The sequence below is a fragment of the Pantoea sp. USHLN256 genome (assembly GCF_037149875.1).
In the GTDB taxonomy this organism is placed as follows: Bacteria; Pseudomonadota; Gammaproteobacteria; order Enterobacterales; family Enterobacteriaceae; genus Pantoea; species Pantoea nemavictus.
The window spans coordinates 264,216-290,652 of sequence record NZ_JBBCQO010000001.1 but is presented as its reverse complement, the minus strand read 5'-3'; the positions used below and the strand labels follow the sequence as shown (position 1 = coordinate 290,652).

General features: G+C 54.5%; 25 protein-coding genes. 12 read left to right on the top strand and 13 right to left on the bottom strand.

From position 1 onward, the window contains the following. Nucleotides 1-57: 57 nt before the first annotated feature. Complete coding sequence (locus WFL93_RS01385) at nt 58-783, top strand: glutamine amidotransferase (RefSeq protein ID WP_336777109.1); 726 nt, start codon at nt 58-60, stop codon at nt 781-783. Here WFL93_RS01385 and WFL93_RS01380 read toward each other — a convergent pair. Then, entirely contained in the window at nt 771-1,334 is a 564-nt protein-coding gene (locus tag WFL93_RS01380) for a class I SAM-dependent methyltransferase (RefSeq protein WP_336777108.1), read from the bottom strand. The genes WFL93_RS01385 and WFL93_RS01380 overlap by 13 nt on opposite strands. Before the next feature lie 238 nt (nt 1,335-1,572). On the opposite strand from WFL93_RS01380, the gene exaC reads away from it, so the two are divergent. Beyond that, nucleotides 1,573-3,093 (top strand): acetaldehyde dehydrogenase ExaC, encoded by a 1,521-nt coding sequence (gene exaC, locus WFL93_RS01375; RefSeq protein WP_007891579.1) that lies wholly within the window; start codon nt 1,573-1,575, stop codon nt 3,091-3,093. A 172-nt stretch (nt 3,094-3,265) separates the two neighbouring features. Continuing rightward, the gene (locus tag WFL93_RS01370) at nt 3,266-3,478 is read left to right on the top strand and encodes a hypothetical protein (RefSeq protein ID WP_007891580.1); all 213 of its coding nucleotides are present in this window, start codon (nt 3,266-3,268) and stop codon (nt 3,476-3,478) included. Nucleotides 3,479-3,579: 101 nt separating this feature from the next. Here WFL93_RS01370 and fumA read toward each other — a convergent pair whose 3' ends face one another. Together fumA and WFL93_RS01360 are read right to left on the bottom strand one after the other, a co-directional pair. Then, a complete protein-coding gene (gene fumA, locus WFL93_RS01365; protein ID WP_007891584.1) occupies nt 3,580-5,223 on the bottom strand; it encodes a class I fumarate hydratase FumA in 1,644 nt (547 codons plus the stop codon). 164 nt (nt 5,224-5,387) lie between these two features. Then, the gene (locus tag WFL93_RS01360) at nt 5,388-6,899 is read right to left on the bottom strand and encodes an anion permease (RefSeq protein WP_007891586.1); all 1,512 of its coding nucleotides are present in this window, start codon (nt 6,897-6,899) and stop codon (nt 5,388-5,390) included. Between the two features lie 605 nt (nt 6,900-7,504). On the opposite strand from WFL93_RS01360, the gene WFL93_RS01355 reads away from it, so the two are divergent. After that, entirely contained in the window at nt 7,505-10,285 is a 2,781-nt protein-coding gene (locus WFL93_RS01355) for a flavocytochrome c (protein ID WP_180823451.1), read from the top strand. 51 nt (nt 10,286-10,336) lie between these two features. Continuing rightward, entirely contained in the window at nt 10,337-11,296 is a 960-nt protein-coding gene (locus WFL93_RS01350) for an FAD:protein FMN transferase (RefSeq protein ID WP_336777107.1), read from the top strand. Here the strand turns inward: WFL93_RS01350 and dcuR are convergent. From dcuR to WFL93_RS01330, 4 genes are all read right to left on the bottom strand, one after another. After that, on the bottom strand, nt 11,290-12,009 hold the full coding sequence (dcuR, locus tag WFL93_RS01345; RefSeq protein ID WP_007891598.1) for a two-component system response regulator DcuR: 720 nt from the start codon (nt 12,007-12,009) through the stop codon (nt 11,290-11,292). The two genes, WFL93_RS01350 and dcuR, sit on opposite strands and share 7 nt — an antisense overlap. Then, nucleotides 12,006-13,631 carry a sensor histidine kinase gene (locus tag WFL93_RS01340; protein ID WP_336777106.1) on the bottom strand — a complete coding sequence of 542 codons (1,626 nt, stop codon included), beginning with the start codon at nt 13,629-13,631 and terminating at the stop codon, nt 12,006-12,008. The genes dcuR and WFL93_RS01340 overlap by 4 nt, the downstream gene beginning before the upstream one ends. 821 nt (nt 13,632-14,452) lie before the next feature. Further along, on the bottom strand, nt 14,453-14,989 hold the full coding sequence (gene msrA, locus WFL93_RS01335; RefSeq protein ID WP_007891162.1) for a peptide-methionine (S)-S-oxide reductase MsrA: 537 nt from the start codon (nt 14,987-14,989) through the stop codon (nt 14,453-14,455). A 63-nt stretch (nt 14,990-15,052) separates the two neighbouring features. After that, the gene (locus tag WFL93_RS01330; RefSeq protein ID WP_007891160.1) at nt 15,053-15,607 is read right to left on the bottom strand and encodes a flavin reductase family protein; all 555 of its coding nucleotides are present in this window, start codon (nt 15,605-15,607) and stop codon (nt 15,053-15,055) included. A gap of 101 nt (nt 15,608-15,708) precedes the next feature. On the opposite strand from WFL93_RS01330, the gene WFL93_RS01325 reads away from it, so the two are divergent. Then, nucleotides 15,709-16,767, top strand: a complete 1,059-nt coding sequence (locus WFL93_RS01325; RefSeq protein WP_336777105.1) for an NAD(P)H-dependent flavin oxidoreductase — start codon at nt 15,709-15,711, stop codon at nt 16,765-16,767. Between the two features lie 48 nt (nt 16,768-16,815). Beyond that, on the top strand, nt 16,816-17,241 hold the full coding sequence (locus WFL93_RS01320; RefSeq protein ID WP_336777104.1) for a thiol-disulfide oxidoreductase DCC family protein: 426 nt from the start codon (nt 16,816-16,818) through the stop codon (nt 17,239-17,241). Between the two features lie 22 nt (nt 17,242-17,263). Here WFL93_RS01320 and WFL93_RS01315 read toward each other — a convergent pair whose 3' ends face one another. After that, nucleotides 17,264-18,190: a LysR family transcriptional regulator gene (locus tag WFL93_RS01315; protein ID WP_036621699.1), complete on the bottom strand. Its 927-nt coding sequence runs from the start codon at nt 18,188-18,190 to the stop codon at nt 17,264-17,266. 95 nt (nt 18,191-18,285) lie between these two features. Here WFL93_RS01315 and WFL93_RS01310 point away from each other — a divergent pair, with 95 nt between their 5' ends. Then, entirely contained in the window at nt 18,286-18,774 is a 489-nt protein-coding gene (locus tag WFL93_RS01310) for a GNAT family N-acetyltransferase (protein WP_007891155.1), read from the top strand. A 92-nt stretch (nt 18,775-18,866) separates the two neighbouring features. Here WFL93_RS01310 and WFL93_RS01305 read toward each other — a convergent pair whose 3' ends face one another. Then, nucleotides 18,867-19,076 (bottom strand): DUF1471 domain-containing protein, encoded by a 210-nt coding sequence (locus tag WFL93_RS01305; protein ID WP_036621697.1) that lies wholly within the window; start codon nt 19,074-19,076, stop codon nt 18,867-18,869. Between the two features lie 294 nt (nt 19,077-19,370). On the opposite strand from WFL93_RS01305, the gene WFL93_RS01300 reads away from it, so the two are divergent. Further along, on the top strand, nt 19,371-20,096 hold the full coding sequence (locus WFL93_RS01300; RefSeq protein WP_180823456.1) for a pirin family protein: 726 nt from the start codon (nt 19,371-19,373) through the stop codon (nt 20,094-20,096). Between the two features lie 42 nt (nt 20,097-20,138). On the opposite strand, the gene WFL93_RS01295 is transcribed toward WFL93_RS01300, so the two are convergent. The 4 genes from WFL93_RS01295 to WFL93_RS01280 are packed head-to-tail and all read right to left on the bottom strand — an operon-like array spanning nt 20,139 to nt 24,913. Further along, nucleotides 20,139-20,960 (bottom strand): alpha/beta fold hydrolase, encoded by an 822-nt coding sequence (locus WFL93_RS01295; protein ID WP_007891147.1) that lies wholly within the window; start codon nt 20,958-20,960, stop codon nt 20,139-20,141. Between the two features lie 37 nt (nt 20,961-20,997). Then, on the bottom strand, nt 20,998-22,623 hold the full coding sequence (locus WFL93_RS01290; protein WP_336777103.1) for an MFS transporter: 1,626 nt from the start codon (nt 22,621-22,623) through the stop codon (nt 20,998-21,000). Next, nucleotides 22,610-23,032 carry a DoxX family protein gene (locus tag WFL93_RS01285; RefSeq protein WP_007891145.1) on the bottom strand — a complete coding sequence of 141 codons (423 nt, stop codon included), beginning with the start codon at nt 23,030-23,032 and terminating at the stop codon, nt 22,610-22,612. The genes WFL93_RS01290 and WFL93_RS01285 overlap by 14 nt, the downstream gene beginning before the upstream one ends. A 3-nt stretch (nt 23,033-23,035) precedes the next feature. Further along, complete coding sequence (locus WFL93_RS01280) at nt 23,036-24,913, bottom strand: amidohydrolase (protein WP_180823458.1); 1,878 nt, start codon at nt 24,911-24,913, stop codon at nt 23,036-23,038. Between the two features lie 233 nt (nt 24,914-25,146). Here WFL93_RS01280 and WFL93_RS01275 point away from each other — a divergent pair, with 233 nt between their 5' ends. The 3 genes from WFL93_RS01275 to WFL93_RS01265 are packed head-to-tail and all read left to right on the top strand — an operon-like array spanning nt 25,147 to nt 26,405. Then, a complete protein-coding gene (locus WFL93_RS01275) occupies nt 25,147-25,839 on the top strand; it encodes a hydrolase (RefSeq protein WP_007891143.1) in 693 nt (230 codons plus the stop codon). A 57-nt stretch (nt 25,840-25,896) separates the two neighbouring features. After that, the gene (locus WFL93_RS01270; protein ID WP_180823459.1) at nt 25,897-26,148 is read left to right on the top strand and encodes a DUF1427 family protein; all 252 of its coding nucleotides are present in this window, start codon (nt 25,897-25,899) and stop codon (nt 26,146-26,148) included. Between the two features lie 2 nt (nt 26,149-26,150). Further along, a complete protein-coding gene (locus WFL93_RS01265) occupies nt 26,151-26,405 on the top strand; it encodes a XapX domain-containing protein (protein WP_036621728.1) in 255 nt (84 codons plus the stop codon). The last annotated feature ends 32 nt before the right edge of the window (nt 26,406-26,437 follow it).

Below are 26,437 nucleotides of genomic sequence, written 5' to 3'. Positions count from 1 at the left end.
TGATTTACTGTCAAAGTGGATGTCCGAAAAGCGACCATAATGAGGAACGTATTCGGCATGACACAGACCCGCGCATTACCCCTTGCCCTGATTCAACTCGACGTTCCGCCGCCACCGGTTGTGGCACAAATTGGTGAACAACCGAAGTGGTTTATCGATGCGCTGCAGCTGCAGCCCGATGACTATGTGATTGTGCGTCCGCATCTGGGCGATGATTTACCGGCGTTTGACCGCGTCAGCGGCGCGATTCTCAGCGGTTCCTGGGCGATGGTGACCGATCACGCCGACTGGAGTGAACGCACCGCCGCCTGGATTCGCGGCGTGCTGGATGCAGAACTGCCGCTGCTCGGCGTGTGCTACGGCCATCAGCTGATGGCTTACGCGCTGGGTGGCAAAGTGGGCGATAATCCGCAAGGCTGGGAGCGTGGACTGAAACCGCTGACGTGCAGTGCGCAGGCGAAAACCGATCCCTGGCTGGGGCCGTTACCGGGCGAGTTCCAGGCGTGGTTGTCCCATCGTCAATCGGTATTAACGCCGCCGCCGCATGCGCAAGTGCTGGCGAGTTCGGCGCAGGATGGCTGTCAAATTTTGCGTTATTCACCGCAGGCGCTGTCGGTACAGTTCCATCCGGAATTTACCCGCGACATTATGACGGCTTGTTTACCGGCGGGCGTCAGCGATGAGGGTACGCCATTGGTGGGGGAAGATTGGTCGCGTGAACTGTTGCGGAGCTTCTGGCAGCAAACGCGGCCGCAGCCGCGCGTGCAGGCTCAGGGCGCGTAATGACGGGTGCAGCGATAGACCCACGCGGGTGGCATGTTTTTCAGCACCCGCTGGCGTTCCCAGGTGAAGTAACGCGATAAATTGGGTTGGGTAAACGAGGTGTATTGAAACTGAACAAATACGCCGCGTGGACCCAGCGTATCATGCACGGCGCTGAGAATCGCATCGCGCGTGGCGGGCGGTAAGGACAGCAGCGGCAGGCCAGAAAAAATCACATCATATTCCCCAGCGAGATACTCAGCCGAACAGGCACGCACTTGCATGCGCGGGTCCGGTAAGCCGCGCAGACTTTTCACCAGTTCCGGGCTGATTTCAAACACATCCAGCTGTGCTTCCGGCGCCATGCGAGCCAGTAGATGACGCGTCAGGACGCCGTCACCGGCACCGAGTTCGGCGATGCGCATACTGCTATCCCAATTCACCGCATCGCACATGGTGCGGCACAGCGCGGCGGAAGAGGGCGTGATGCTGCCCATTTTGCGCGGGTTGCGGATAAATTGCTGAACAAAGTTCGCTTTGGCGCGCATTAACGTCAGGGCTGAAGCCAACATCTGTTTCTCCTGGTTAGTATCCTGCTTCATATTGACCACATATTTGGCCCATGTTCCGCTTTTTGCTGCATCTGCGGGAAAACTCGGAATTATCTGTAGCAGCGACCGCACGCCAAATTTCCCACGATGCGGTCACAGTTTCCCGCTCTACGATCTGACAGGCTGGCACCGATCGCCCAATGTTAATAACAGGTTTCATAGTTGTTAATCGCCACTCTGTCCCGCAAGGAGAAACACCATGCGTTACGCTGCTCCGGGAGAACAAGGTTCTCTCATTACTCTGCAATCGCGTTATGGCAACTTTATCAACGGCGAATTTGTTGCGCCGGTGAATGGAAATTACTTCCTCAACACCTCCCCAATTAATGCTTCCACCATTGGCGAATTTCCGCGCTCGGATCGCGCTGATATCGATAACGCCGTTGCCGCCGCGCAGGCCGCCGCCGATGCGTGGGGCAAAACCTCGCCGCAGGCACGATCGTTAGTGCTGCTAAAAATTGCTGACCGGCTGGAAGAGAATCTGGAATACATCGCAGTCAATGAGACCTGGGATAACGGCAAGCCGGTGCGCGAAACGCTGGCCGCCGATCTGCCGCTGGCGGTCGATCACTTTCGCTATTTCGCTGGCTGCGTGCGTGCGCAGGAAGGGACAGCGGCTGAAATCGATGAGTTCACCGCCGCCTACCACTTCCACGAACCGCTGGGCGTGGTAGGGCAAATCATTCCATGGAATTTCCCGCTGCTGATGGCGGCATGGAAACTGGCGCCGGCACTGGGCGCAGGCAACTGCGTGGTGTTGAAACCGGCTGAGCAAACGCCGCTGTCAATTACGCTGTTTATGGAGGTGATTAAAGATCTGCTGCCGCCGGGCGTGATTAACGTAGTGCACGGCTACGGTAAAGAGGCCGGCGAAGCGCTGGCGTCGCATCCGGGTATCGCCAAAATCGCCTTTACCGGATCAACCGCCACCGGGGGGCATATTCTCGAACTGGCCGCGAAAAGTCTCATCCCGTCCACCGTCGAGCTAGGCGGAAAATCGCCGAACATTTTCTTCGAAGACATCATGGACGCGGAGGAGAGTTTCATTGAGAAAGCCGCAGAAGGCGTGGTGCTCGGCTTCCTCAATCAGGGTGAAGTCTGTACCTGTCCGTCACGCGCGCTGGTGCAGGAGTCGATCTTCGAGCCGTTTATGGCAGCGGTGATGAAGCGTATCAAAACCATCAAACGTGGCGATCCGCTGGATACCGAAACCATGATTGGTGCGCAGGCCTCGCAGCAGCAGTTCGATAAAATCCTCTCTTATCTGGAAATAGCGCAGCAAGAGGGCGCGCAGGTGCTGCACGGCGGCGGCGTGGAGAAGATCGGTGAGGAGTTTGCCAGCGGCTACTATATCCAGCCGACGTTGCTGAAAGGTGACAACAGCATGCGCGTGTTCCAGGAGGAGATCTTTGGACCGGTGGTCGGCGTGCTGACCTTTAAAGATGAAGCCGAAGCGCTCGCCATCGCCAATGACTCGATTTATGGTCTCGGCGCGGGCGTGTGGACGCGTGATATCAACCGTGCCTATCGCATGGGTCGCGCGATTAAAGCCGGTCGCGTGTGGACCAACTGTTATCACCTCTATCCGGCACATGCGGCGTTTGGCGGCTATAAAAAATCGGGTATCGGCCGCGAAACCCACAAAATGATGCTCGACCATTACCAGCAAACCAAAAACCTGCTGGTGAGCTACAGCACCCAACCGCTCGGTTTCTTCTGATCCACCAAGGGCAGCAGAGTCATCTGCTGCCCGTTCATCTCTCCGTCATCTTGCCTCTGCAGGATAGTCATGTCGCAAGAAATTTCCGATTACGTAACATCTTTAAGCCAGGTCTTGTGTTCTTTAAAGGGCGTGATTTGCCAGAATGGCCCACCTATTTTAAGGAGATCCCATGAACACGTTGTACAACTACCTGGAACAGCACGATGAGATGCTGGACGGTGTCGAACAAAATATTATTACGGTAAATCTGCCTGGGCGTCAGGCGGTGTATGTGATTGGTCAGAATGATGCTGACCTGCTGCTGGAAGTGAAAGCGCGCGAAATCGCCACGGCGCAGCGCATAGAGACATTGCGTCAGCTGGAGAGTCAATTCCGTTTTTAACTTTTTTGCTTTGCCTCATTCGATGATCAATTTGTCAGAAATATCGCAATAAAAAAGCCGCTATCACATGATAACGGCTTTTTTGTGCTGCGATGCGTAAATTACTTCACGCAGGCCGCGCAGTTGTTGTGAATCTGCTGGAAGAAGTCGTTTCCTTTGTCATCCACCAGAATGAACGCCGGGAAGTTTTCCACTTCGATTTTCCAAATCGCTTCCATGCCAAGCTCGGCATACTCCACGCATTCCAGACTCTTAATGCTCTGCTGTGCCAGTACCGCTGCCGGGCCGCCGATGCTTCCCAGATAGAAGCCGCCGTGTTTTTGACACGCATCGGTAACCTGCTTGCTGCGGTTGCCCTTCGCCAGCATCACCATGCTGCCGCCGTTGGCCTGCAGCAGATCAACGTAGGAGTCCATACGACCAGCAGTCGTTGGGCCAAGTGAGCCAGAAGCATAACCTTCTGGCGTCTTGGCCGGACCCGCGTAATACACCGGATGATCTTTGATGTACTGCGGCAAACCTTCGCCGTTATCAATACGCTCTTTCAGCTTGGCATGTGCAATGTCGCGCGCCACGATGATGGTGCCATTCAATGACAGGCGCGTGGAGACCGGATACGCCGACAGCAGCGCCAGAATCTCGCTCATCGGCTGGTTCAGATCGACATGTACCACTTCACCTTCGCCCTGCTGACGCAGCTCTTCCGGAATATAGCGGCCCGGATTATCTTCCATCTTCTCAATCCAGATGCCTTCGCGGTTGATTTTGGCTTTGATGTTACGGTCAGCGGAGCAAGACACGCCCATGCCCACCGGGCAGGATGCGCCGTGACGTGGCAGACGCACTACGCGGATATCGTGCGCGAAGTATTTACCGCCAAACTGCGCGCCCAAGCCCAGCTCCTGCGACGCTTTCAGCAACTCTTCTTCCAGCTGCACATCGCGGAAGGCCTGACCATGTTCGTTGCCTTCAGTCGGCAGTGAATCGTAGTAGTGGGTTGAAGCCAGCTTAACGGTTTTCAGTGTGCTTTCTGCGGAGGTGCCGCCGATGACAAAGGCGATGTGGTACGGCGGGCAGGCCGCGGTGCCCAGCGACATCATCTTATCTACCAGGTAGTTCTTCAGCTTAGCTGGCGTAATCAGCGCTTTGGTTTCCTGATACAGATAGGTTTTGTTAGCGGAACCGCCACCTTTAGCAATGCACAGGAATTTGTACTCGTCGCCATCCACGCTGTAGAGATCGATCTGCGCCGGCAGGTTGGTACCGGTATTCACCTCTTTATACATATCCAGCGCGGCGTTCTGTGAGTAGCGCAGGTTATCTTCAATAAAGGTGTTGTAGACGCCCTGTGACAGCGCGGCTTCATCGCCGCCGCCGGTCCAGACGCGCTGGCCTTTTTTACCCATGATGATGGCGGTGCCGGTGTCCTGACAGGTTGGCAGCACGCCTTTCGCGGCAATTTCGGAGTTACGCAGGAACTGCAGCGCGACATATTTATCGTTCTTGCTGGCTTCATCATCGGCAAGAATCGCGGCGACCTGCGCCTGGTGCGAAGCGCGCAGCATAAAGGACGCATCATGGAATGCCTGCTTCGCCAACAGCGTCAGCGCTTTAGGATCGACTTTCAGGACTTCTTCGCCATCGAAGTTGGCCACCGAGACGTAATCACGGCTCAGCAGATAGTATTCAGTATCATCTTTGGCGAGAGGAAACGGATTCTGGTAATAGAAGGGTTTGTTCGACATGTTGGCTCACTTAGCTTCGTGTTGCCCGCCAGCATGACGGGCGACAAATTAGGCAATCTGTTATTTGATTTTTCTCTCGCCAGCCCTCCGCAGGGGCTGACTGGCGAGCATCATAACATTTTCACGGTAATACGCGGCTCCGTTTTAACATCGAAGCAACATCATCAGAACATCATCACCATCCATGGATAGGCGACAACCATCAGCAGAACCAGGAACAACGCACCGAAGATGGTACCGAGACGCCAGTAATCTTTGGTTGGCAAATAGCCGCTGCCGTAGTAAATCGGGCTTGGGCCGGTGCCGTACGGGGTGATAATGCCCATCACGCCGAGAGAAACACACATCATCAAACAGAATACCGGCATGTTGATGCCCGGGATGGAGGCGGCAATGGTCAACATCGCTGGCAGCAGCGCCGTGGTGTGCGCCGTGGTACTGGCGAACAGGTAGTGCAGCAGATAGAAGGCGACTAACAGGACCACGGCAGAAACTTGCGGGTCATAGCCTTGTAGCAGCATCGCACCTTCTTTACCCAGCCAGGCGATGAAGCCAACGCGTGCTAAGCCATCGGCGAGGGCGACCAGCGTGGCGAACCAGGCAAAAGTGTTCCAGGCTGCTTTGTTGCTGGTGATGTCATTCCAATTCAGTACACCGGTCCACAGCATCAGCACGATAACCAACAGTGCGGCCATCGCCGGTTCAATCCACGCCGTGGCGAAGATCCACATCATCAGCGCAGCTACCACGAAGCCCAGCAGCAGGATTTCGTTGCGTTTCAGTTTGCCCAGTTTCGCCAGCTCAGCAGTCGCCCAGCGCGGCACTTCATCATTCACTTTCACTTCTGGCGGATAGAGCCAGTAGGCCAGCAGCGGCATGGTGAGAATCAGCAGCACACCCAGCGGCAGGAAGGCGAGGAACCACATGCCCCAGGAAATATCGAAGCCGACCACGCTTTTCACCAGCGCCAGCGCCAGCAGGTTAGGTGCCAGAGCCGAAAGGAACATTGAACTGGTGATACACGCGGCGGTGATCGCTACCCACATCAGGTAAGAACCAATCTTGCGTGCGCTCGGATCGTTAGGTTTTGAACCGTAGAGCGGCGGCAGGTTGGCGATAATCGGATAGATGGTACCGCCACTGCGTGCGGTGTTCGACGGCGTAAACGGCGCCAGCAGCAGGTCAGCGAAGGTAATCGCATAACCGAGCGTCAGGCTACGACGACCAAGATATTTCACCAGAATCAGCGCCAGGCGGCGACCAAACTGGGTTTTATCGTAGCCCGCAGCGAACATAAAGGCACCGAAGATCAGCCAGACCGTAGAGTTGCCGAAGCCGCTCACTGCCCATTTGAATGACTGCGCGGCGGTTTTGAACTTGGGATCGGCCAGTTCCGCTGGGCTAAACAGCACCCATTGGCTGAACAGCGCAATGATCACCACGCCGGTCAAGCCGATGACCGCGCCGGGTAGCGGCTCAAAAATCAATCCAACAATGACCCCGACAAAAATGGCAAAGAAGTGCCATGCGTAAGGCTCGAGTCCTGCCGGCGTCGGCACCAGCAGCAACAGCACAGCGACAACAATTGGCAGGCACAACATAATCAGGCGGTTCTTTTTCCCCGGTGCCGCAGGCGGCGCGGGTAGTGATTCACTCTGGGTGGTTTGTGTGTTCATAGTTTTGGTCTGCAAGTTATGGAGATGCGGTTATACGCCCCGAACTAAGTGGGTTTATTTAGTTACAAAACCCTTGTAGCAGATTAGTCGTGACATTTAAAACTGAGTTTTAATAAATCGCTATTTGCAAAATTCGATGCGCGAATTATCTATTGAATGTGAATATGATGCGATTAATTAAAATATCTATTTTGATCTAGATCAATAAAATTTATTCGTGTTTTTTTTGCATTAAGCGTGCGCCTGTTAATAAACGAACCATTAGGTGAAAATTAACTGTGTGAGGCAAACGAAACGCCACAAATCAAGCAAAAAACAGAGAGGGATGGTGATTTATCTTTATGATAAGGCTGGTTTTGTTTTAAATGTAAGGAAAAAGTTGATTTTTGTCAAGTCTTGGTTAAAACTTAGCGGAACGCAGCTTTCAGCAATGAGCATCAAATATTATTTTCATGCGTAAAACTTATATAACTAACGAATAAGGTTATGTAAGTAAATAAAATGGTATATTTATGGCATGAAGTCGGACCACTCAAATAAATATAAATTCCTCCGAACCGCCAAAGAATTGAATACAAAATTTCTTAATTCTGGAGTTGCTCATCATGAATACGCTCACCCCGATTCTTAATCCGCTTACGCTACCGAAAGGTGCGGTGCTCAAAAACCGTTTGGTTATGGCGCCGATGACCACCTGTACCGGTTACTTTGACGGCGGTGTTACCAGTGACCTTGTCGAATATTATCGCGTGCGTGCCGGCAGCATCGGCACCGTGATTGTTGAATGCTGTTTTGTTGATAACCGCGGCCCGGCGTTCCCTGGCGCACTCGGCATCGATAGCGATAACAAAATTCCCGGCCTGGCGAAAATTGCGCACGCCATCAAGTCTCAAGGCTCCAAAGCGATTCTGCAGATTTATCACGGCGGCCGTATGGTGGAACCTGCGCTGATCGGCGGTAAAACGCCGGTCGCGCCTAGCGCCATCGCCGCACCGCGTGAAGGCGCCACCACGCCACAAGCGCTGACGGCAGAAGAAGTCGACGTGATGATCACCAAGTTTGGTGATGCGGTGAACCGCGCCATCAAAGCCGGCTTTGACGGCGTGGAAATTCACGGCGCAAACACTTATCTGATCCAGCAGTTCTACTCGCCAAACTCGAATCAGCGCGATGATAAGTGGGGCGGCAGCCGCGATAATCGCGCCCGTTTCCCACTGGAAGTACTGGAGATCACCCACAAAATGGCCGACCGTTTTGCCGCGGCGGATTTCGTCATTGGTTATCGTTTCTCACCGGAAGAGCTGGAAGTCCCAGGTATCCGCTGGGATGACACGCTGTACCTGCTGGAAAAACTGGCCGAACGCGGCCTTGATTACGTGCATTTCTCCGTTGGCCAACTGCTGCGTCCGTCGATTGTCGATACCCAGGATCCAACGCCGCTGATCACCAAATACCTTGCCCAGCGCTCACCAAACCTGGCGAAAGTGCCGGTGATTGGCGTCGGCGGCATTGTGAATAAAGAAGATGCTGAGAATGCGCTGGAGCACGGTTTCGACTTGGTTGCGGTCGGTAAAGCCTGTATCGCCTATCCGGACTGGGCCGATCGCGCGATCAAAAATCAGCACATGGAGCTGTACATTGACAGCACCAAGCGCGAAGAGCTGACCATCCCGGAACCGCTGTGGCGCTTCTCGCTGGTGGATGCGATGATTCGCGACGTCAGCGATACCGGGCGTAAATACAAAGCCGGCGTTTATCAGGCCAAAGTCGAAGCCGAAGCGCTGAAGCTGAAAATCAACGTAACGCTGGATACCGACCGTATTACCGATATTTCACTGGTGCCGGATCCGAGCCTCGACGTCGACTTTACCAGCACCTTCGAGAGCCTGCGTGAACGCATTCTGGTGGCGAACAGCCCACACGTGGATGCCATCACCGGCGCCACCACGCAGAGTGAAGCGCTGAAAAAAGCGGTATCACGCGCCATGACCACCTCAAGCAAAGAGTATGTGATTGAGGAGGGCGGTAACCCTAACGCACCGGTTAATTACGATGTGGTGGTGGTGGGCACCGGCGGTGCCGGTCTGGCGGCAGCGATTCAGGCGCATGACGATGGCGCGCGTGTGGTAATCATCGAGAAGATGCCCACCATCGGCGGCAACACCATTAAAGCCTCAGTGGGTATGAACGCGGCTGAAACCCGTTATCAGAAGCTGAAAGGCATTGAAGACAGTAAAGAGCTGTTCTACGAAGAGACGCTGAAAGGCGGCAAATTCAAAAATAATCCGGTACTGCTGCGCGAATTTGTTGAGCAAGCACCTGAAGCGATTGAGTGGCTGGCGGCGAAAGAGATCGAGCTGTGCGACATCACTATCACCGGCGGTATGAGCATCGATCGTACGCATCGTCCGGAAGATCGTTCTGCGGTGGGTGGCTTCCTGATCAGCGGCCTGGTTAAAAATGTGAATCAGCGCAATATCGAAGTGCTGCTGGAAACCTCGGTGGCCGAAATCCTGGTGGAAAATGGCGCAGTCACCGGCGTTAAAGTGGTGGATGAGTACAACGATAGCCGTATCATCAACGCTAAAAGCGTGATTGTGGCCACCGGTGGCTTCAGTGCAAACCGCGAAATGGTGGTGAAATATCGCCCAGAGCTGGATGGTTTCGTGACCACCAACCACAAAGGCGCCACCGGCAGCGGCATTGCCATGTTGCAACACATCGGCGCGGATACGGTGGATATGGGCGAGATTCAGATTCACCCAACGGTTGAGCAAACCACCTCGTATCTGATTTCCGAAGCGATGCGCGGCGGCGGGGCAATCCTGGTCAGTCAGGCGGGCAAGCGTTTCTACAACGAAATGGAAACCCGCGACAAAGTTTCTGCCGAGATCATCGCCCTGCCTGAGAAGAGCGCGTGGATCATTTTTGATGAGCAGGTTCGTGCTAACAACAAAGCGGCTGACGAATACATCGCCAAAGGCTTCGTGATTAGTGCACCAACGCCACACGAGCTGGCAGTGAAACTCAATATGGATCAGGAAGCGCTGCAAACCACGCTGGGTCGTTACAATGAGTTCGTGGCGAAGCAGGACGACGAAGACTTTGGCCGTAAAACGGCGCTGCGTCATCCGCTGAACAAAGGTCCGTATTTTGCGATTCGTATCGCACCGGGCGTGCATCACACCATGGGCGGCGTGACCATCAACACCGATACCGCGGTGCTGGATGCGCAGAAAGCGGTGATTCCAGGTGCGTGGGCGGCAGGTGAAGTGGTCGGTGGCATCCACGGTGCTAACCGCATCGGCGGTAACGCGGTGGCCGATATCATCATCTTTGGTATCAAAGCCGGTCACAATGCCGCTAAACTGGCGCTAGGACACTAAGCTGTGAAGATGCCCGCCTTGTGCGGGCATCGTTTTCTTTAGAGGCATGCAATGACCGATGGCGTCTTCTCTTACTCTGCCGTACTCATGGGTTCGCCCATTCTGCTCAAACTCTTCGACGACAATCCCACGCTAGCTCGCCAGGTTTTCCAACTCATCAAGCAGCAAGAAAATCTGTTCACCGTTAATCGCGCTGAATCCGAAGTGATGTCGATCAATCAGGCCGCAGGCCGGAATCCGGTGGTGGTGAGTGAGCCGGTTTTCGCTTTGATTAGCGTGGCACACGCCGTGAGCTTGCTACCGGATAGCGCGTTTAATTTCACTATCGGGCCGGTGGTGAAGCGCTGGAAGATTGGATTTCAGGGGCGCGCGGTGCCGCCGGCAAACGAGATTGCTGCTCTGTTGAAGCTGACCGATCCGCATCAGGTGGTGCTTAATTCCGCCGATTGCTCGGTATTTCTGCTGCAGTCGGGCATGGAGATCGATCTCGGCGCCATCGCCAAAGGCTATATCGCCGATCGCGTACAGGCGTTTCTGCGTCAGCAGGGCGTGCAGCAGGCGCTGATTAATCTGGGCGGTAATGTGCAAACGCTGGGCTCGCCGCCGCATGAACCGCAAGGTTGGGGCATCGGTCTGAAAAAACCCTTTGGACGTGATGATGAGCTGTTAGGCGTGCTGCAAGTGCAGGGTAAATCGGTGGTGACGTCGGGCATTTACGAGCGCTATTTCGAACGGGATGGCCGCTGCTGGCACCATATTTTTGATCCGCAAAGCGGCTATCCGCTCGATAATGAACTGCTGAGCGTGACGGTGATTTCCGATCGCTCAATTGATGGCGATATCTACACCACGCTGCTATACGGTATGGGCGTAGAGCAAGGGCTGGCGTATCTCGCTGACCAGCCCGATATCGATGCGGTATTTGTCACGCGCGATCGGCAGATTATCTGCTCCTCGCCGCGCCACTTCCAATTCCAGCAGCGCGATTTCGCCTGGCAGCTCCGTTACTGACAATATTGCTGCAGCAGCGAATGGTATTCCGGCTGCAAGCGATAGCGATATACCGGGCGACCGGTGGCGCCATAGTGAATGCTGGTGAACAGGATATTAATCTGCGCCAGCCAAATCAGGTATTTACGGCAAGAGACGCGCGAAATATTCACCTCGGCCGCCAGCTCATCGGTCGAGAACTCATGACCCGGATGGGCGTCAATCCACTGACACAGCGTGCGTAGCGTCTGCGGCGTTAACCCTTTTGGCAGGCGCTTATTATCGTGTTGCGTTGCCGGGCTGCCGTGAATCAGCAAATCAACATCGGATTGCTGATAGTAATGCTGATTGTCCATCAGCGATTTCTTCTGCCGCCAGCCGGTCAGCGCCTCTTCAAAACGCGGGAACTGGAAGGGTTTGATCAGATAATCCACCACGCCGTAGTGCAGCGAAGTTTTGATATTCTCTGCATCCGCCGCTGACGAAATGATGATCACTTCCACCGCGCTTTGCGCCGTGCGCAATTCCGGTAACAGATCGAGACCATTCTCCTGCTGCATATAGATATCCAGCAGCACCAGATCGACTGCGGTATCGCTATTAAACAGGATCTCCTTCGCCTGCTTCAGCGTTGAGGCGGTGCCACAACAGTGAAAGCCCTGAATCTGGCCGATATAAGCGCGATTAAGCTCGGCGACCATGGCGTCATCATCGACCACTAACACATTGATCATGCGGATTGGTTTCCTCCATCCCAGGGAAGTTGGACTAAAAATTGGGTAAACACGCCGGGTTCTGACTCTACGCTTACGCTGCCACCGATATGCTCGGTTTGTTGCTGCAGCAAAAACAGCCCGACACCGCGGTTTTCACCTTTGGTGGAGAAGCCTTTTTCAAAAATCGTGGCGAGGCGATCGGCTTCAATGCCTGGGCCATCGTCACTCACTTCACAGGTTAACCAACCATTTTGGTAGTGCAGCATCACGTGAATCTCGCCTTCAACCTGCTCGCTCAGCGCATCCAGCGCGTTTTCAATTAGATTGCCGATCACCGTAATCAGCGCCGCCATCTGCTCTTCATTACCGCTGTCGGGCAGGAAGCTGGCATCGCTAATGGTCAGGCGATGGCCGCAATCCGAGGCGCGGTTGATTTTACTCAGCAAAAATCCGGCAATCACCGGCGATTTTATTTTGTCGAGCAGGAAACCAATCTCCGTCTGGTAATTATTGGCGGTCTTGAGAATATAGCTCTCTACCTGCGTGTAGTTTTTCATATGCAGCAGGCCAAGAATCACGTGCAGCTTATTCATAAACTCGTGCGAGCGTTCACGCAGCGCATCCACATAGTTTACCATGCCGGTCAGGCGCTGCATTAGCTGACTGATTTCCGTTTTATCCCTGAAGGTGCAAACCGCGCCGATAATCCGGCCCTGGTTGCGCACCGGCACGGTATTGCTCAGCAGCACGCGGCCATTAACATTCAGCTCCTGATCGCGCCGCGCCCGTCCGCTTTGCAGCACATCACGCAGATGATCGTTGATCACCGACGCATCATAGATGCGATCGCCGGTGATCGTGCCCATGGAATCATTGAGCAGCGCACGCGCCGCCTGATTGACCAGCGTAACCTGGGCCTGCTCGTCCATCGCCACCACGCCCTCTTTCAGCGAGTTTAAAATCGCCTGGCGCTGTTCAAACAGCGTGGAGATCTCGTAGGGTTCGAGTCCAAACAGAATGCGCTTCAGCACGCGTACCAGCACCAGGGTGCCAATCGCGCCCGCCAGCGTACCAATAAAGATGGTCCACAGAATGCTCCAGCGGCTTTCGTTGATCTGCACGCTGACCGCATCCAGTGAGATGCCTATCGCCACCACGCCAATTTGTTGGTGCTGTGCGTTGAAGACCGGTGTGAAGACGCGCAGCGCTTTCGCCAGCGAACCTTGGTTCACCGAGACATTTTCATGGCCGCGCAGCGCGGGTTCGAGATCGTCGCCGATGAAGTGTTTGCCAATCAGTTCGGGGTTGCGATGTGAATAGCGGATGCCGTCCATGTTGGTCACGGTAATGAACAGCAAATTATTGGTTTCCTCAACCGCTTTGGCGATTGGCTGGATGCGCGTGCCATCCGGCGGATAGGTCAGCGCACGCTGTATTTCAGGCGAGTCGGCCAGCGTGCGCGCCACGGCCATGGCTTTATCCTCCAGCTGCGCGCGGGTGGCCGCGCCAATCTGGAAAAAATAGAACATGTGCACACTGAGCAGCACCAGCACAATTACCGCGCTGAGCATCAGGGTGACCAGCGTATTGAGCTTCATCGGCTGCTTGCGCGCCGTTATTCCTTGCTGTGAAGAAGACATGATCGCTCTCGGCGGAGAAGAGGGCGGTTATTATGACGGATAAATGCGTGCAGGTCGCGCACCAGGTAAGGTTGCCATTCATGGCGTAATACCGATCAGTTAAGCGCTGAGCGACTTTCGTTCGCCATCGGCTGAGGCAGTTGCAGCTATGCCGTGCGGCGACCGAGCAGAGGACGCCTGGCCGCGCCCTCTGCACTCCCGGGCCCTGCGCCAGCCCATCCCGCCGCTTCGCGGTGCCTTCGCTCCCTCGCGATTCCTGACGGACCGGCGGCGATTCGCTCCTGCTCAGCGCCGCCTCTCGCCGCATCCCTGCGGCTCGCCCTGGAATCCCTCACTCGCTCAGCGGGCTGGGATGTCGCCTCAACACCCGCGCTGCAGCAGCAATGCCTATCCCTGAATTATCATCGCTGGAACGTCTGTCGGGTCGCCATTTATGGCGACCCGGTAACCCAAAATCTTCAGCCAGCAAAATTTCAAATCAGATGCGGTAATGGCAGGCGATGGTGTTGGGCGCTATCCGCAGCGCCGAGCGCAGAGTGACGGCCAGGATGAGCCGACAGGACGTCGGCGAAAGCGCGGCATGAGCCAGGGATGGCGAATCCGCGCGGTCCGTCAGGCCGGAGTGATAAGCGAGGGAACAGCGAGGACGGCGCAGGCGCGGATTGCTAAGGTCCGCGCCTTCGGACCTTAGCCCGGCCGCCGGCTTCACACATTCTGAAACTGCCATAGGCTTAGCGGGCGGAACCCCCACGGAGCCAGTGCGCTGCTTAACTGACGAGCATTACGCCATTCATGGCGACCTTAACGTTGACGGCGGCGAATTAACTCGATTTGACGCGGTTAGCAAAACTCTTACGCAGCTTCTGCAGTTTCGGTGGAATCACCGCCATGCAATAGCCGTTGCGCTGTCCGGCGCCTTCCCAATAATCCTGGTGATAACCTTCCGCCGCATACCACTCTTTCAGCGGCTCGATGGTGGTCACTACCGGATCGCTAAGGCCTTCCTGCGCGCGCGCAATGGCAGCAATCGCTTCAGCTTCCTGCTCAGGATTGGCCGGGAAAATCGCCGAACGATACTGGGTCCCAATATCGTTGCCCTGGCGGTTCAGCTGGGTAGGATCGTGGGTGGCAAAGCTGATGTCCAGAAGATCGCCGTAGCTCACCTGTGCCGGATCGAAACCGACGCGAATCGCTTCTGCATGCCCAGTGGCACCGCTGCACACCTGCTCGTAAGTCGGATTCGGACGAGCGCCGCCGGTATATCCGCTCTCGACTGACTCCACGCCAATCACATCTTTAAACACTGCTTCGGTACACCAGAAACAGCCACCGGCGATCACCGCATATTCGGTTGCCATTGTATTTACTCCTGTCAGGGCGAAAGCTTGAAAGTGGGGGTAAGCCTAGAGTAATTCAAGCAGTTAAATTAACATTTCTGGCTTAAAGTCACCGCGCTTGTCGAGCAGCAAATTGCTCATCACGCTAAAGCGTCCTTCGCCCGTGTAGTGCAGCGTAGGTGGAAACTCCGGCGTTGCGGCGACATGCGCTTTAACGATCTCGAAAATAAAGAAGTTGTAATTATCCACCATTGAATCGTCATACAACTGGCACTCAAAGCTGGCAAAGCATTCGTCAATTAACGGTGCATTCACCACGCTGGCGGGTTCGGGCGTCAGTGTAAAAGCATCGAACTTATCGAGACGATCGCCGTGGCTGTTGCCGATCGCCACGACGCTATCGACCAGATTGGCTGACGGTACGTTGATCACGCACTGGCCACTCTGGCGAATCAACTCATGGCTGTGGTTGCCGCCGGCGATCATGCAGCCTACCAGCGACGGCGAGAACTCCAGAATGGTGTGCCAGCCGAGCGTCATGATGTCGCGCTGATCCTCAAATTGCGAACTCAGCAATACCACCGGACCCGGCTCCAGATATTTCCGCGCTTTGCTCACCGGAAAGTCGATTTTATGCATCGCATTTCTCCTGCTGTAGGTAGAAGTCCTCTAAGTGTAGATCCTTTACGGGGCGGGCAAATCACGGCATGGTAGAGCGTCATCTTAGCGGGAGCCAAAACGTGAACACGATCCTTAGTCAGAGGTTAAATCTTACCTATCCGATCATTCAGGCACCGATGGCGGGTGTCTCCACGCCGCAGCTGGCGGCGGCGGTGAGTAATAGCGGGGGGCTGGGATCGATTGGCATTGGTGCCTCAACGCCAGAGCAGGCCGAGAAGATGATCCGGCAAACGCGTACGCTCACCGCTGGGCCAATCAACGTTAACGTCTTTTGTCATGCCGCCGCGCAGCGTAATCCGCAGCTGGAGCAGGCGTGGATTGCCCGTTTTCAACCACTATTTGATCGCTATGACGCGGCGATACCGACAGCGCTGGCTGAGATTTATCAAACTTTCCTTGAAAACCAGACAATGCTGGAGGTGTTGCTGGAAACCGCGCCGGCTGCGGTGAGTTTCCATTTTGGCCTGCCTTCAATAGCGTTTGTACAGCGCTTAAAGCGTCGCGGCATTATCACGCTGGCGACCGCCACCAGCCTGGCGGAGGCGCAGGCGATTGAGGCTGCGGGAGTCGACTTTATTGTCGCGCAGGGCATTGAGGCGGGTGGACATCGCGGGATATTCGATCCGGCAGGTGACGATCATCAGCTCAGCACCTTCACGCTGGTGCAGGCGATACAGCAGGTTTCCCGGGTGCCGGTGATCGCGGCGGGCGGCATTATGAATGGCGCAGGCATTGCGGCTATGCGCCAACTGGGGGTCGCAGGCGTGCAGCTGGGCACGGCGTTTATTCTATGCCCGGAGTCGGCGGCTAATCAGGCGTATCGCCAGGCGTTAAAAAGCCAACAGGCCATCAGCACGGTGATGACGTCGGCGATTTCCGGACGACCGGCAAGATGTATCACCAACGATTTTTGCCGCCTGGCGCGCGAGTTTAGCCACGACACCATTCCTCCCTATCCGCTGACCTATGCGCTTGGGAAAGCGCTGGCCGCCGCTGCCGCGGCTAAGGGTGCGCACGGCTTTGGCGCCCAGTGGGCTGGGCAGGGCGCAGCGCTGGCGCGAGAAATGCCGGCAGCTGAATTGATTACAACGCTGGTGGCGGAGTGGCAGGCGGCATAACGTGCGTCCTGTAATGATGGGACAGCTTGTAGGATTGAGGAGCATGTGATGGCAAAACCCCCTTATTTACATCCGGGAGAACAGGTGGTGCTGTATGACGGCCTATGCAAGCTCTGCAACGTGTGGGTGGTGTTTTTGCTTCGTCACGGTATTCCGCGCTCTATACGCTTTGCCGCGGTACAGAGTGAGCAAGGCAAAGCGCTATTACGTTTTGCCGGTTTACCGGATGACAATATCCGCACTATTGTTTTCATTCACGGTAACGATCGCTGGCTGCGCGCGCAGGCTATTTTTCGCATCATGCGCTTTTTGCCGTGGCCATGGCGCGCGCTCTCTCTCTTTAGGTTTATGCCTGACGTTATCAGCAATTATTGTTACGACCGCATTGCTTTAAATCGCTATCGACTATTTGGTCGCCACGACACGCATTACGTGATTAAGTCAGATTATAACGGACGGTTTTTAGATCAGTGAAGCAGGGCGTACTCGCGCCGTATTAATTTTCATAGCGGTACTCTGTCTCCATAATCGTTTTCGCCATCATGGATTTAACCCATTCGGTGGGTTCCCGTTTGCCACTGCGTTTGTGTGAATAGATTTTAACGGTGAACCTTGGCGCCGGAAAAGGCAGCCTGAAGGTGGTGACGTCCACGGCCTTATTGATTTTACCGGCCACGAAGGAGGGAATGGCCATGAGAAGTTCGCTTTCTGCGACAATAAATGGCGCACTCAGCATTGAAGGCGTTCTCATGGTAATGCGACGGTGCTGACCTATTTGAGCAAGATGAAAATCCAGCAGCCCCTGCTTTTCATTCCACGGCGTAACAACCAAATGTCCGGCTGCAAGATAAGACTCTAGATCAAGGCTGGTTCGTCGCGCATTGGCAATCACAATAAATTCATCACTGAACAGATCCATTTCGTCCAGGTCTGGATGGTTAACCTCTCCCGGCTCGCTAAAACTCAACGCTAAATCGATTTCACCGGCCAGTAGTTCAATCAGGGCCGGGTTATGCGGCAGATGGCACAGTTCAAAACTCAGGTTTGGTGCTTGTTCGGTGAGCGCATTCATCAGTCCAGGAAACACACAAAATGCGGTGTAATCGGTTACTGCGATTCTAAAACAGTCATTGCTGGTAAGAGGATCAAAGGGTTTAACCGGACAGAGATGCTTATTTAATCCTGTTAGCGTTTCGGCGATATAGGGCGCGAGCTGACAGGCATAGACGCTAGGACACATTTTGTGTCCTTCCCGATAAAAAAGGGGATCTTTGAAAAACTCGCGCAGTCGAGATAGCGCATGGCTCAGCGCCGAGGTACTGAGGCAAAGCTCGATGGCGGCCAATCTTACCGACCTATGCCTAAAGACTGCGTCGAAAACGGGGAGAAGATTTAAGTCGAGCCGACGCAGGACATGATGCATGAAATTCACCTGGCATTGATTTTATTGCACTTATTTCATCGAACAATACCCATTATGCTGGATGGCATCAATCTGATTCAGTAAGAAAATAATAAATGAACATGACTATTCGACAGGCTAATTCTGCAGACGCAGACGCTATCCACAGCATGATCGCCGAATTGTCGGTTTATGAGCAGGGATTGCAGGCGTCACTCACCACTGCAGAAGAGATCAGACAGGCGCTTTTTAGCCCCGACAGTAAGTTGGAAGCGTTTATCTGTGAGATTGACGGATCTGCTGCCGGTTATGCTGTGATTACCAGTAGCTACTCTGCCTGGCTGGGCCGCCGCGGAATTTATATGGAGGACATCTATTCCTCTCCGATTTACCGTGGTTTGGGTGTGGGCAAGGCACTGTTGCAATATGTCGCGCAGCACGCAGTGAAGCGTCAGTGTAACCGCATTGAATGGAGTGCTTTAGATTGGGACCAGTCAGCAAGAGATTTCTACCTGAGTATTGATGCGCTTCCCCTCAACGAGTGGATCCGTTATCGCCTTGACGGGGCAGCGTTAGAGAAGTTTGCTGCAGCCGATCCGCACTGAGGGTTCCGCCTCAACGTGTTCACCGCGCAATACAAAGACAAAAAAGGCCGCCTGACGGCAGCCCATTTTGGCAACTCCATTTGCGACCATGATTATTTGGTCAGGCGAGCAGTCATATGCACCTGGTTACCGGCATAGGCTTCAGTGATGCTGTAACCCATTCCTACCTGTTTTGCTTTTGCAGCGATCTGCGCTTCAGCACCATCCAGAGTTGAGGCCGTAGCCGTAATAGTCTGGGCAAAACTTGCTGATGACAGCAGTGAAAGGGCGATAATAGCAACGAAAGTTTTGATGGATTTCATGGTCATTTCCTCAGATTTTAAATTTGATATGAGGCGTTTTGCCTCGATGGAATGCATAGTAGACCTCTCCAGCTTGAGTAAGAATCCCTATTTCCTGTCTAAATTGATCAAAATAATTGAATGAAAGATATTTTTCTATTTGCCATTCGCCGCCGAAAAAAAAGCCAGCATTATTGTCAACTAATATGAGACTAACTTTGTCTTTATTCGTCATTGTTGATTGATTAGGTTTACGATAATTTTCTCCTATCGGAAGGGCATCAGCGCCTCTCCTCATTCAACCAGGAGAAAAAAATGATTGAACAACGTTTAGCTGACCAGCGCGGACTGGGCGATCACGGCTGGTTACGATCGCATCATACTTTTTCATTCGCTAACTATTGGGATCCCAAACAGACCGGATTCTCTGATCTGTTGGTCATCAATGATGATCAGGTGGCGCAAGGGCGCGGCTTCGGTGCCCATCCGCATAGCAATATGGAAATCATCTCTTATGTGCTGGATGGCGCGCTGGAGCATAAAGACTCGATGGGCACCGGTTCAGTGATTGTGCCGGGCGATGTACAGCTGATGAGCGCCGGAAGCGGCGTAACACACAGTGAGTTCAACCATTCAAAACAGGCAGGCGTGCATTTCCTGCAAATTTGGGTGGTGCCTGCGGAAAAAGGCGGCGAGCCGCGTTACCAGCAAACCCGCATAACGGAGCAGGAGAAACGGGGCAAATTCAAACTCATCATTTCACCGGATGGGGCAGAAGACTCACTGAAAATCAGACAGGATGTGCGCATTCACGCTGGGCTGTTTGCGGGAGATGAACAGCAGACGATGACGCTAGCAGAAGATCGCTATGCCTATATTCATGTAGCGCGAGGCAGTTTGATGGTTAATGGCGTTCTGTTCCGTGCCGGCGATGGTGCGCGAGTACGCAATGAACCGACGCTGGTGTTCAGCGGAGGAGAAGAGGCGGAGGTATTGTTGTTCGATCTGCGCCCCAATGAAGTTAATCATCCTGTGCGTTAAATAATGACCGGCCAAACTGGCCGGTCTAATGATTAACGTCAATTACAGCGATTGCAGGAAGGCCAGTAAATCGGCATTCAGCTGTTCGGTATGGGTAACCGCAAAGCCGTGCGGCGCGTTGTCATACACTTTCAATTGCGCCCCCCCGATCATTTCAGCAGCGACTTTCCCTGTGGTTTCGAAAGGCACGATTTGATCGTTGCTACCGTGGATGACCAGCGTAGGAACGTCGATTTTTGCCATATCTGGACGGAAATCCGTCTCGGAGAAGGCGGTAACACAATCAATGGTGCCTTTCAGGGAGGCCAGCAGCGCGATATTTAACGTCTGCGTCAACGCCCCTTGTGAAACCGTTTGACCGGCGTTGATACCATAAAATGGCGTTGCGAAATCACTGATGAACTGCGCACGATCTTTTCTCAAGCCCTGACGAATGCCTTCAAACACCGACAGATCCACTCCTGCAGGATAATCGGCGGCTTTGCCGAAAATCGGAGTCACCGCGCCCAGCAGTACTAAGCCATCCACGCGTGCAGTGCCATAATTATTAATATAGCGCGCCACATCGCCGCCACCCATCGAGAAACCGACCAGCGTGACATTTTGCAGATCGAGATGCGTGATCAGGTCATTTATATCAGCCGCAAAGGTATCGTAGTTATATCCTTCCCACGGCTGTTCGGAGCGACCAAAGCCACGGCGATCGAACGCGATAACGCGATAGCCATTCTCCGCCAGGAAGTTTAGCTGACTGTCCCACATATCACCGTCTAGCGGCCAGCCATGGCTGAACAGCACCGGCTTACCTGTACCCCAATCTTTAAAATAGATCTGCGTACCATCCTGAGTCTTTAATGTGCTCATGTTCCTGCCTTATACGATTTTGATGAAAGAGTGCGCCTTATTCAGGCGCCACGAGATAACGCACTGCCGGAAGTTCTGTGCCTTGATGGAATCCCAACACACGATCCTGAATCTTTTGATCGTTGATGGTGTAACGTTCGCGCTGGCGTAGATGTTCCATCCACGAACCGACGACGAAGTTCTCAACAAATATGCCGGGCTGCAGCATGTCTTCATAAAGGGACCAGTTCATCGCGCCGCCACGCCTTCGGACACGGCGCATATCCTGCATACAGACCGCAAAGCCATGTGCATCGCTGCGGTTGATCTGATAGTGATAGCTCACCATCACCGGGCCGCGGTCGTGTCTAATCTCCAGCTCAGGCAAGGGATCGCTAACCGTGCTGAGATCGAGATTCAGATCGGGATCCTGATCCAGCCGCCAGCGCATCACTGTCAGGCTCGCCAGTAACATGCCCAGGGTGGCCACGGTAAGAGAGAGTGAGATGCTGAAGTGGGAGGCCAGTTGCCCCCAGATGGCGCTGCCTAACGTCATTGAGCCAAAAAACACCGTGAGATAGACCGCCAGCGCCCGGGCTTTAAACCATTTTGCCGCGCTACGCTGTGCACCGAGGTTGAGCGTGGACAGAACTGCAATCCATGCAAAACCGGTGAAGAACTCGAAAGCGTTAAGCAGCCAGATGTGGCGGATGAACGCCAGCGCCAGCATAGTGATAGCAAACATGATGCTCGCCAGCACCATTAAGCGGTCAGGATTGAAGCGTTTACGCATACGCGGTAATAACAGCGCTCCGCAAATCGCCCCTACGCCGATACAACCCAGCATGATGCCGTAGCCGCCTGGTCCGAGGCCCAGCTCCCGCCGTGCCACCAGCGGCAATAACGCCCAACCGGCACTGCCAAAGACAAAGAAGGCGACGGTACGTACCAGCACATTACGCAGCACCGGTGCGGCATGAACATAACGTACGCCTGCTCGCACCGCCGGGAAGAAGTGTTCCGGTGGCAAACGTTGCACGCTGGGCTGCGCTTTCCATACGAACAGCACGATAAACACGCCGAGTACCGAGAGCGCATTGAGCAGAAATACCATCCACGGGCCGGCTAAAGACAGGATGAGGCCGCCTAGCGCCGGGCCAATCGCGCGACTGATATTGATACCAAGCGAGTTAAGCGCAATGGCGGGGCCGAGTTCTTCCTTGCTGACCAAATCCGGCACGATGGCCTGGAACGGCGGAGAGCTCATCGCCGCGCCGGTGCTCAACAGGAACGCGGCAATCAGCAGCACCATCGGTGTCACCAGCCCAGCCCAGGAGAGGAAGGTCAGGCCCGCCGCGGCGATAAACACCCAAATCTGCGAGAAAAGCAGGTATTTACGGCGATCAACAATATCTGCCATCACACCCGATGGCAGGGCAAACAGGAACATCGGCAGGCTACTGGCGGCCTGCACCAGCGCCACGGAAAGCGGGTCGGCACTTAGCGTCAGCATGGTCCAGTTGACGCCCACATCGTTCATCCACGAACCGATATTCGATACCACTGTCGCAATCCATAGCATGCGGAACACCCGCTGGCGCAGCGGCTGCCACGGCGAAACGGCCACCGCAACGGCAGGTACATCCGCATCAGGTGTATCGTGAACATCATTAATCTGCGCCACGTGACACCTCCGCTGATTCTGCGCTGAAGAGGCGCCAGCGTCCGGCGCCGGTCAGTGCAAGCGTGGTAAAGATGATCAGCAACAGCCAGCCAAACTGTCCTTCCGCCACGCTCCAGTCGGGATGGACGAACACCATCGCTACCAGTAATACGCCGATAATCGGCAGACAGGCGAGGCGGGTAAAGACGCCGAGCAGGATAAATAGCGGACAGACCACTTCGGCAAAAATCGCCGGAAGCAAACTCATGTAAGCACCGAGGCCAAAAGGATCCTCAATACGCGTCAGTTCTTCGCTGAAATGAAATATTTTCGGCAGGCCGTGTACGTGAAGCAACAGCAGGCAGGCCGTCAGACGCAGGAAGAACAGCCCCGCATCAATGCGGGGCGGCTGAGAGAGTGAATGTTTCATGGTTTAGAAGGCAAAGCAGCTGCAGCCAAGCGCGCCCCAGAAGGCGTTCTCTTCCGAAACAGGCAGGTTGGCGCCGCGCGCAATCTCATGCGAATGGGTATGTACGCCGCACGGGCCGCTGCAGTGATGGGCTTGCTGCATCATACCAACGCGAGTTGTTGTGGTGGGCGGTGCGCTGCGATAGTGGCCAGGCACCATGACGACGGGCGACCAATCGGGCAGGACCGGAATCGAAGGCGGTGCTTCCGCGCTAAAGGATCCTGCGGCATAGACGATATTCCCGTCCACCACGGTCAGCACCGATTCAATCCCTTTAATCTCCTCTTCCGGCACGCTGAAGTAGTCTTTGCTCAGTACCACCATGTCAGCCAGCTGACCGGATTTGATCTGCCCCTTTTTACCTTGCTCGCTGGAGAACCAGGCGCTTCCCTGCGTCCACAACATCAGCGCGGTGTCACGATCAAGGCGTGCGTTGATGTCGTACATCTGCATACCACCAACGGTTCGGCCAGACACCAGCCAGTAAAGTGCGGTCCATGGGTTATAGCTAGCGACACGGGTAGCATCGGTTCCCAAACCAACCGGCACGCCGGTTTCTAGCATACGCGCGACCGGCGGCGTGTGTCGGGTGGCTTCAATACCGTAACGCTCGGCGAAGTATTCGCCCTGGAAGGCCATGCGATGCTGCACGGCAATGCCTCCGCCTAACTCTTTAATACGATCAAGGTTACGTTGCGTTACGGTTTCGGCGTGGTCGAAGAACCAGTGCAGCCCGTTGAAGGGGATGTCGCGGTTTACTTTTTCAAACACATCCAGCATGCGACTGATGGATTCATCGTAAGTGGCATGCAGACGGAACGGCCAGCGGTGCTCCACCAGGTGACGCACTACGCGCTCCAGTTCATCTTCCATACCTGGCGCCAAATCCGGGCGTGGTTCGAGGAAGTCTTCGAAATCGGCCGCGGAAAATACCAGCATTTCACCGGCGCCGTTATGGCGGAAATAGTCGCTGCCCTGGCCCGGCGTCAGCATATCCGTCCACTTTTCGAAATCTTCCAGCTCATGGCCCGGACGTTGGGTAAACAGGTTGTAGGCGATACGCAGCGTCATCTGCTTTTTCTCATGCAGTTCAGCAATCACTTCGTAATCTTCCGGGTAATTCTGGAAGCCACCGCCGGCATCAATGGCGCTGGTCAGGCCCAGGCGGTTCAGTTCGCGCATAAACTGACGCGTTGAATTCACCTGCTGTTCCAGCGGCAGCTTGGGACCTTTCGCTAAGGTGGAGTAGAGGATCATCGCGTTCGGACGCGCAATCAGCATGCCGGTTGGGTTGCCATTGCTGTCGCGCTGGATCTCGCCACCCGGCGGATTCGGCGTGTCTTTGGTGTAACCGACCACTTTTAACGCTGCACGGTTGAGCAGGGCGCGGTCATAGAGATGCAGGATGAATACCGGTGTATCGGGCGCCGCTTCATTGATCTCATCCAGCGTCGGCATACGACGTTCGGCAAATTGGAACTCGGTCCAGCCGCCCACCACACGCACCCACTGGGGAGACGGTGTGCGCAGCGCCTGTTCCCGCAGCATGCGCAGTGCATCAGCAATGGAGGGCACGCCTTCCCAGCGTAATTCGAGGTTGTAATTGAGCCCACCGCGGATCAAATGAAGATGGGAGTCGTTCAGGCCGGGGATGGCGGTATGACCCTTAAGGTCAATCACTTTGGTGCCTTCGCAATGGTGTTGCATCACGTCGGCCAGACTGCCGACTTCAAGAAACTTACCGTCCCGAATGGCGACGGCGTCGGCAACGGGGTTGCCACGGTCGACGGTATGGAATCGACCATTCGTCAATATGATGTCTGCTTTACCTAAAGTAACCATAAAACCTCCTGAATGAGATGCCCGCAATAGCAAGAGTGGCCGCGGACAAAGAGATGTCCTGCCGATTTCGCAGGTTAAGGACGTGAGCGGATTATGTTCAGGAGGGCTGGAAAGCGTCTAGTTATACAAAAGGATAGGTATACCTTCGTATAGTTATACCTATAGATAATAGTTTGCCTGCTCAAAGCTTCTTAGACTGCGTCGAGACATTAACCTCAATGGGATAAAACAACATGACGACGAGCAAACTTGAAGTACTGACACCGCAAAACTGCCAGATCATCTTTATTGACCAGCAGCCACAAATGGCGTTTGGCGTGCAGTCAATTGACCGCCAGGTACTGAAAAACAACGTGGTTGCGCTGGCCAAAGCGGCCAAAGTTTTCAATATTCCTACCGTGCTGACTACCGTTGAGACCGAAAGCTTCTCAGGGAATACCTTCCCGGAGCTGCTGGATGTATTCCCTGGCCAGGATATTCTTGAGCGCACCTCAATGAACTCCTGGGATGATCAGAAAGTCCGTGACGCACTGGCGGCTAACGGTAAAAAGAAAGTTGTGGTTTCAGGTTTGTGGACTGAAGTCTGTAACAACTCTTTCGCGCTGTGCGCCATGCTGGAAGGTGATTATGAAATCTACATGGTGGCTGATGCGTCGGGCGGCACCACGAAAGAGGCCCACGACTATGCGATGCAGCGCATGATTCAGGCCGGTGTCATTCCGGTAACCTGGCAGCAGGTGATGCTGGAGTGGCAGCGCGACTGGGCGCACAAAGACACCTACAACGCGGTAATGGATATTGCCAAAGAGCATTCAGGGGCTTACGGCATTGGTGTGGATTACGCGTACACCATGGTTCATAAAGCGCCTTCACGTCAGAAGAGCGAGCATCGTACTCTGGCTCCGGTCCCTGCACCGATTCGCTAACTGCTCAGGCGGGCAGATCCGTTCTGGATTTGCCTGCCTCTTTTGACAGGAGGAACTGTGCATCCTTTACTCATTTCTCTGGCTGCTGGCGTGTTTATCGGCTTGCTTTATGCGCTGCTCAAGGTGCGCTCCCCGGCGCCGCCCGCCGTGGCGTTAGTTGGCTTGCTGGGTATGATCATCGGCAGTTCGCTAGGGGGAAAATTGACGCACCCCGTGGCCTCCGCCGCGCTAGACGATAAAAATCGGACTTTAACTGCAGCCGAAAGGCCGTCCCAACGCCTCGTTTTACACCCAAAACAGGAGGGATAATGATGTTGAAAACCTATGCGATTTCGTTATCCGTCGGCATTTTAGTTGGCATTATTTATGCCGTAATGGACGTCAACTCACCTGCGCCACCGGTGATTGCGCTGCTGGGGCTGTTTGGTATGCTGGTGGGCGAGCAGATTGTCCCGCTGTGTCAGCGGCTCATTAACCGTCAGCCGATCACTCTGGCCTGGTTTCGTCATGAATGTGTCCCTAAAATCAGTGGCACACCACCGCCTTCAGGCGACAAAACCTCTTAAAGAGGGATCTCAGGGAATGAATAATCATTAAG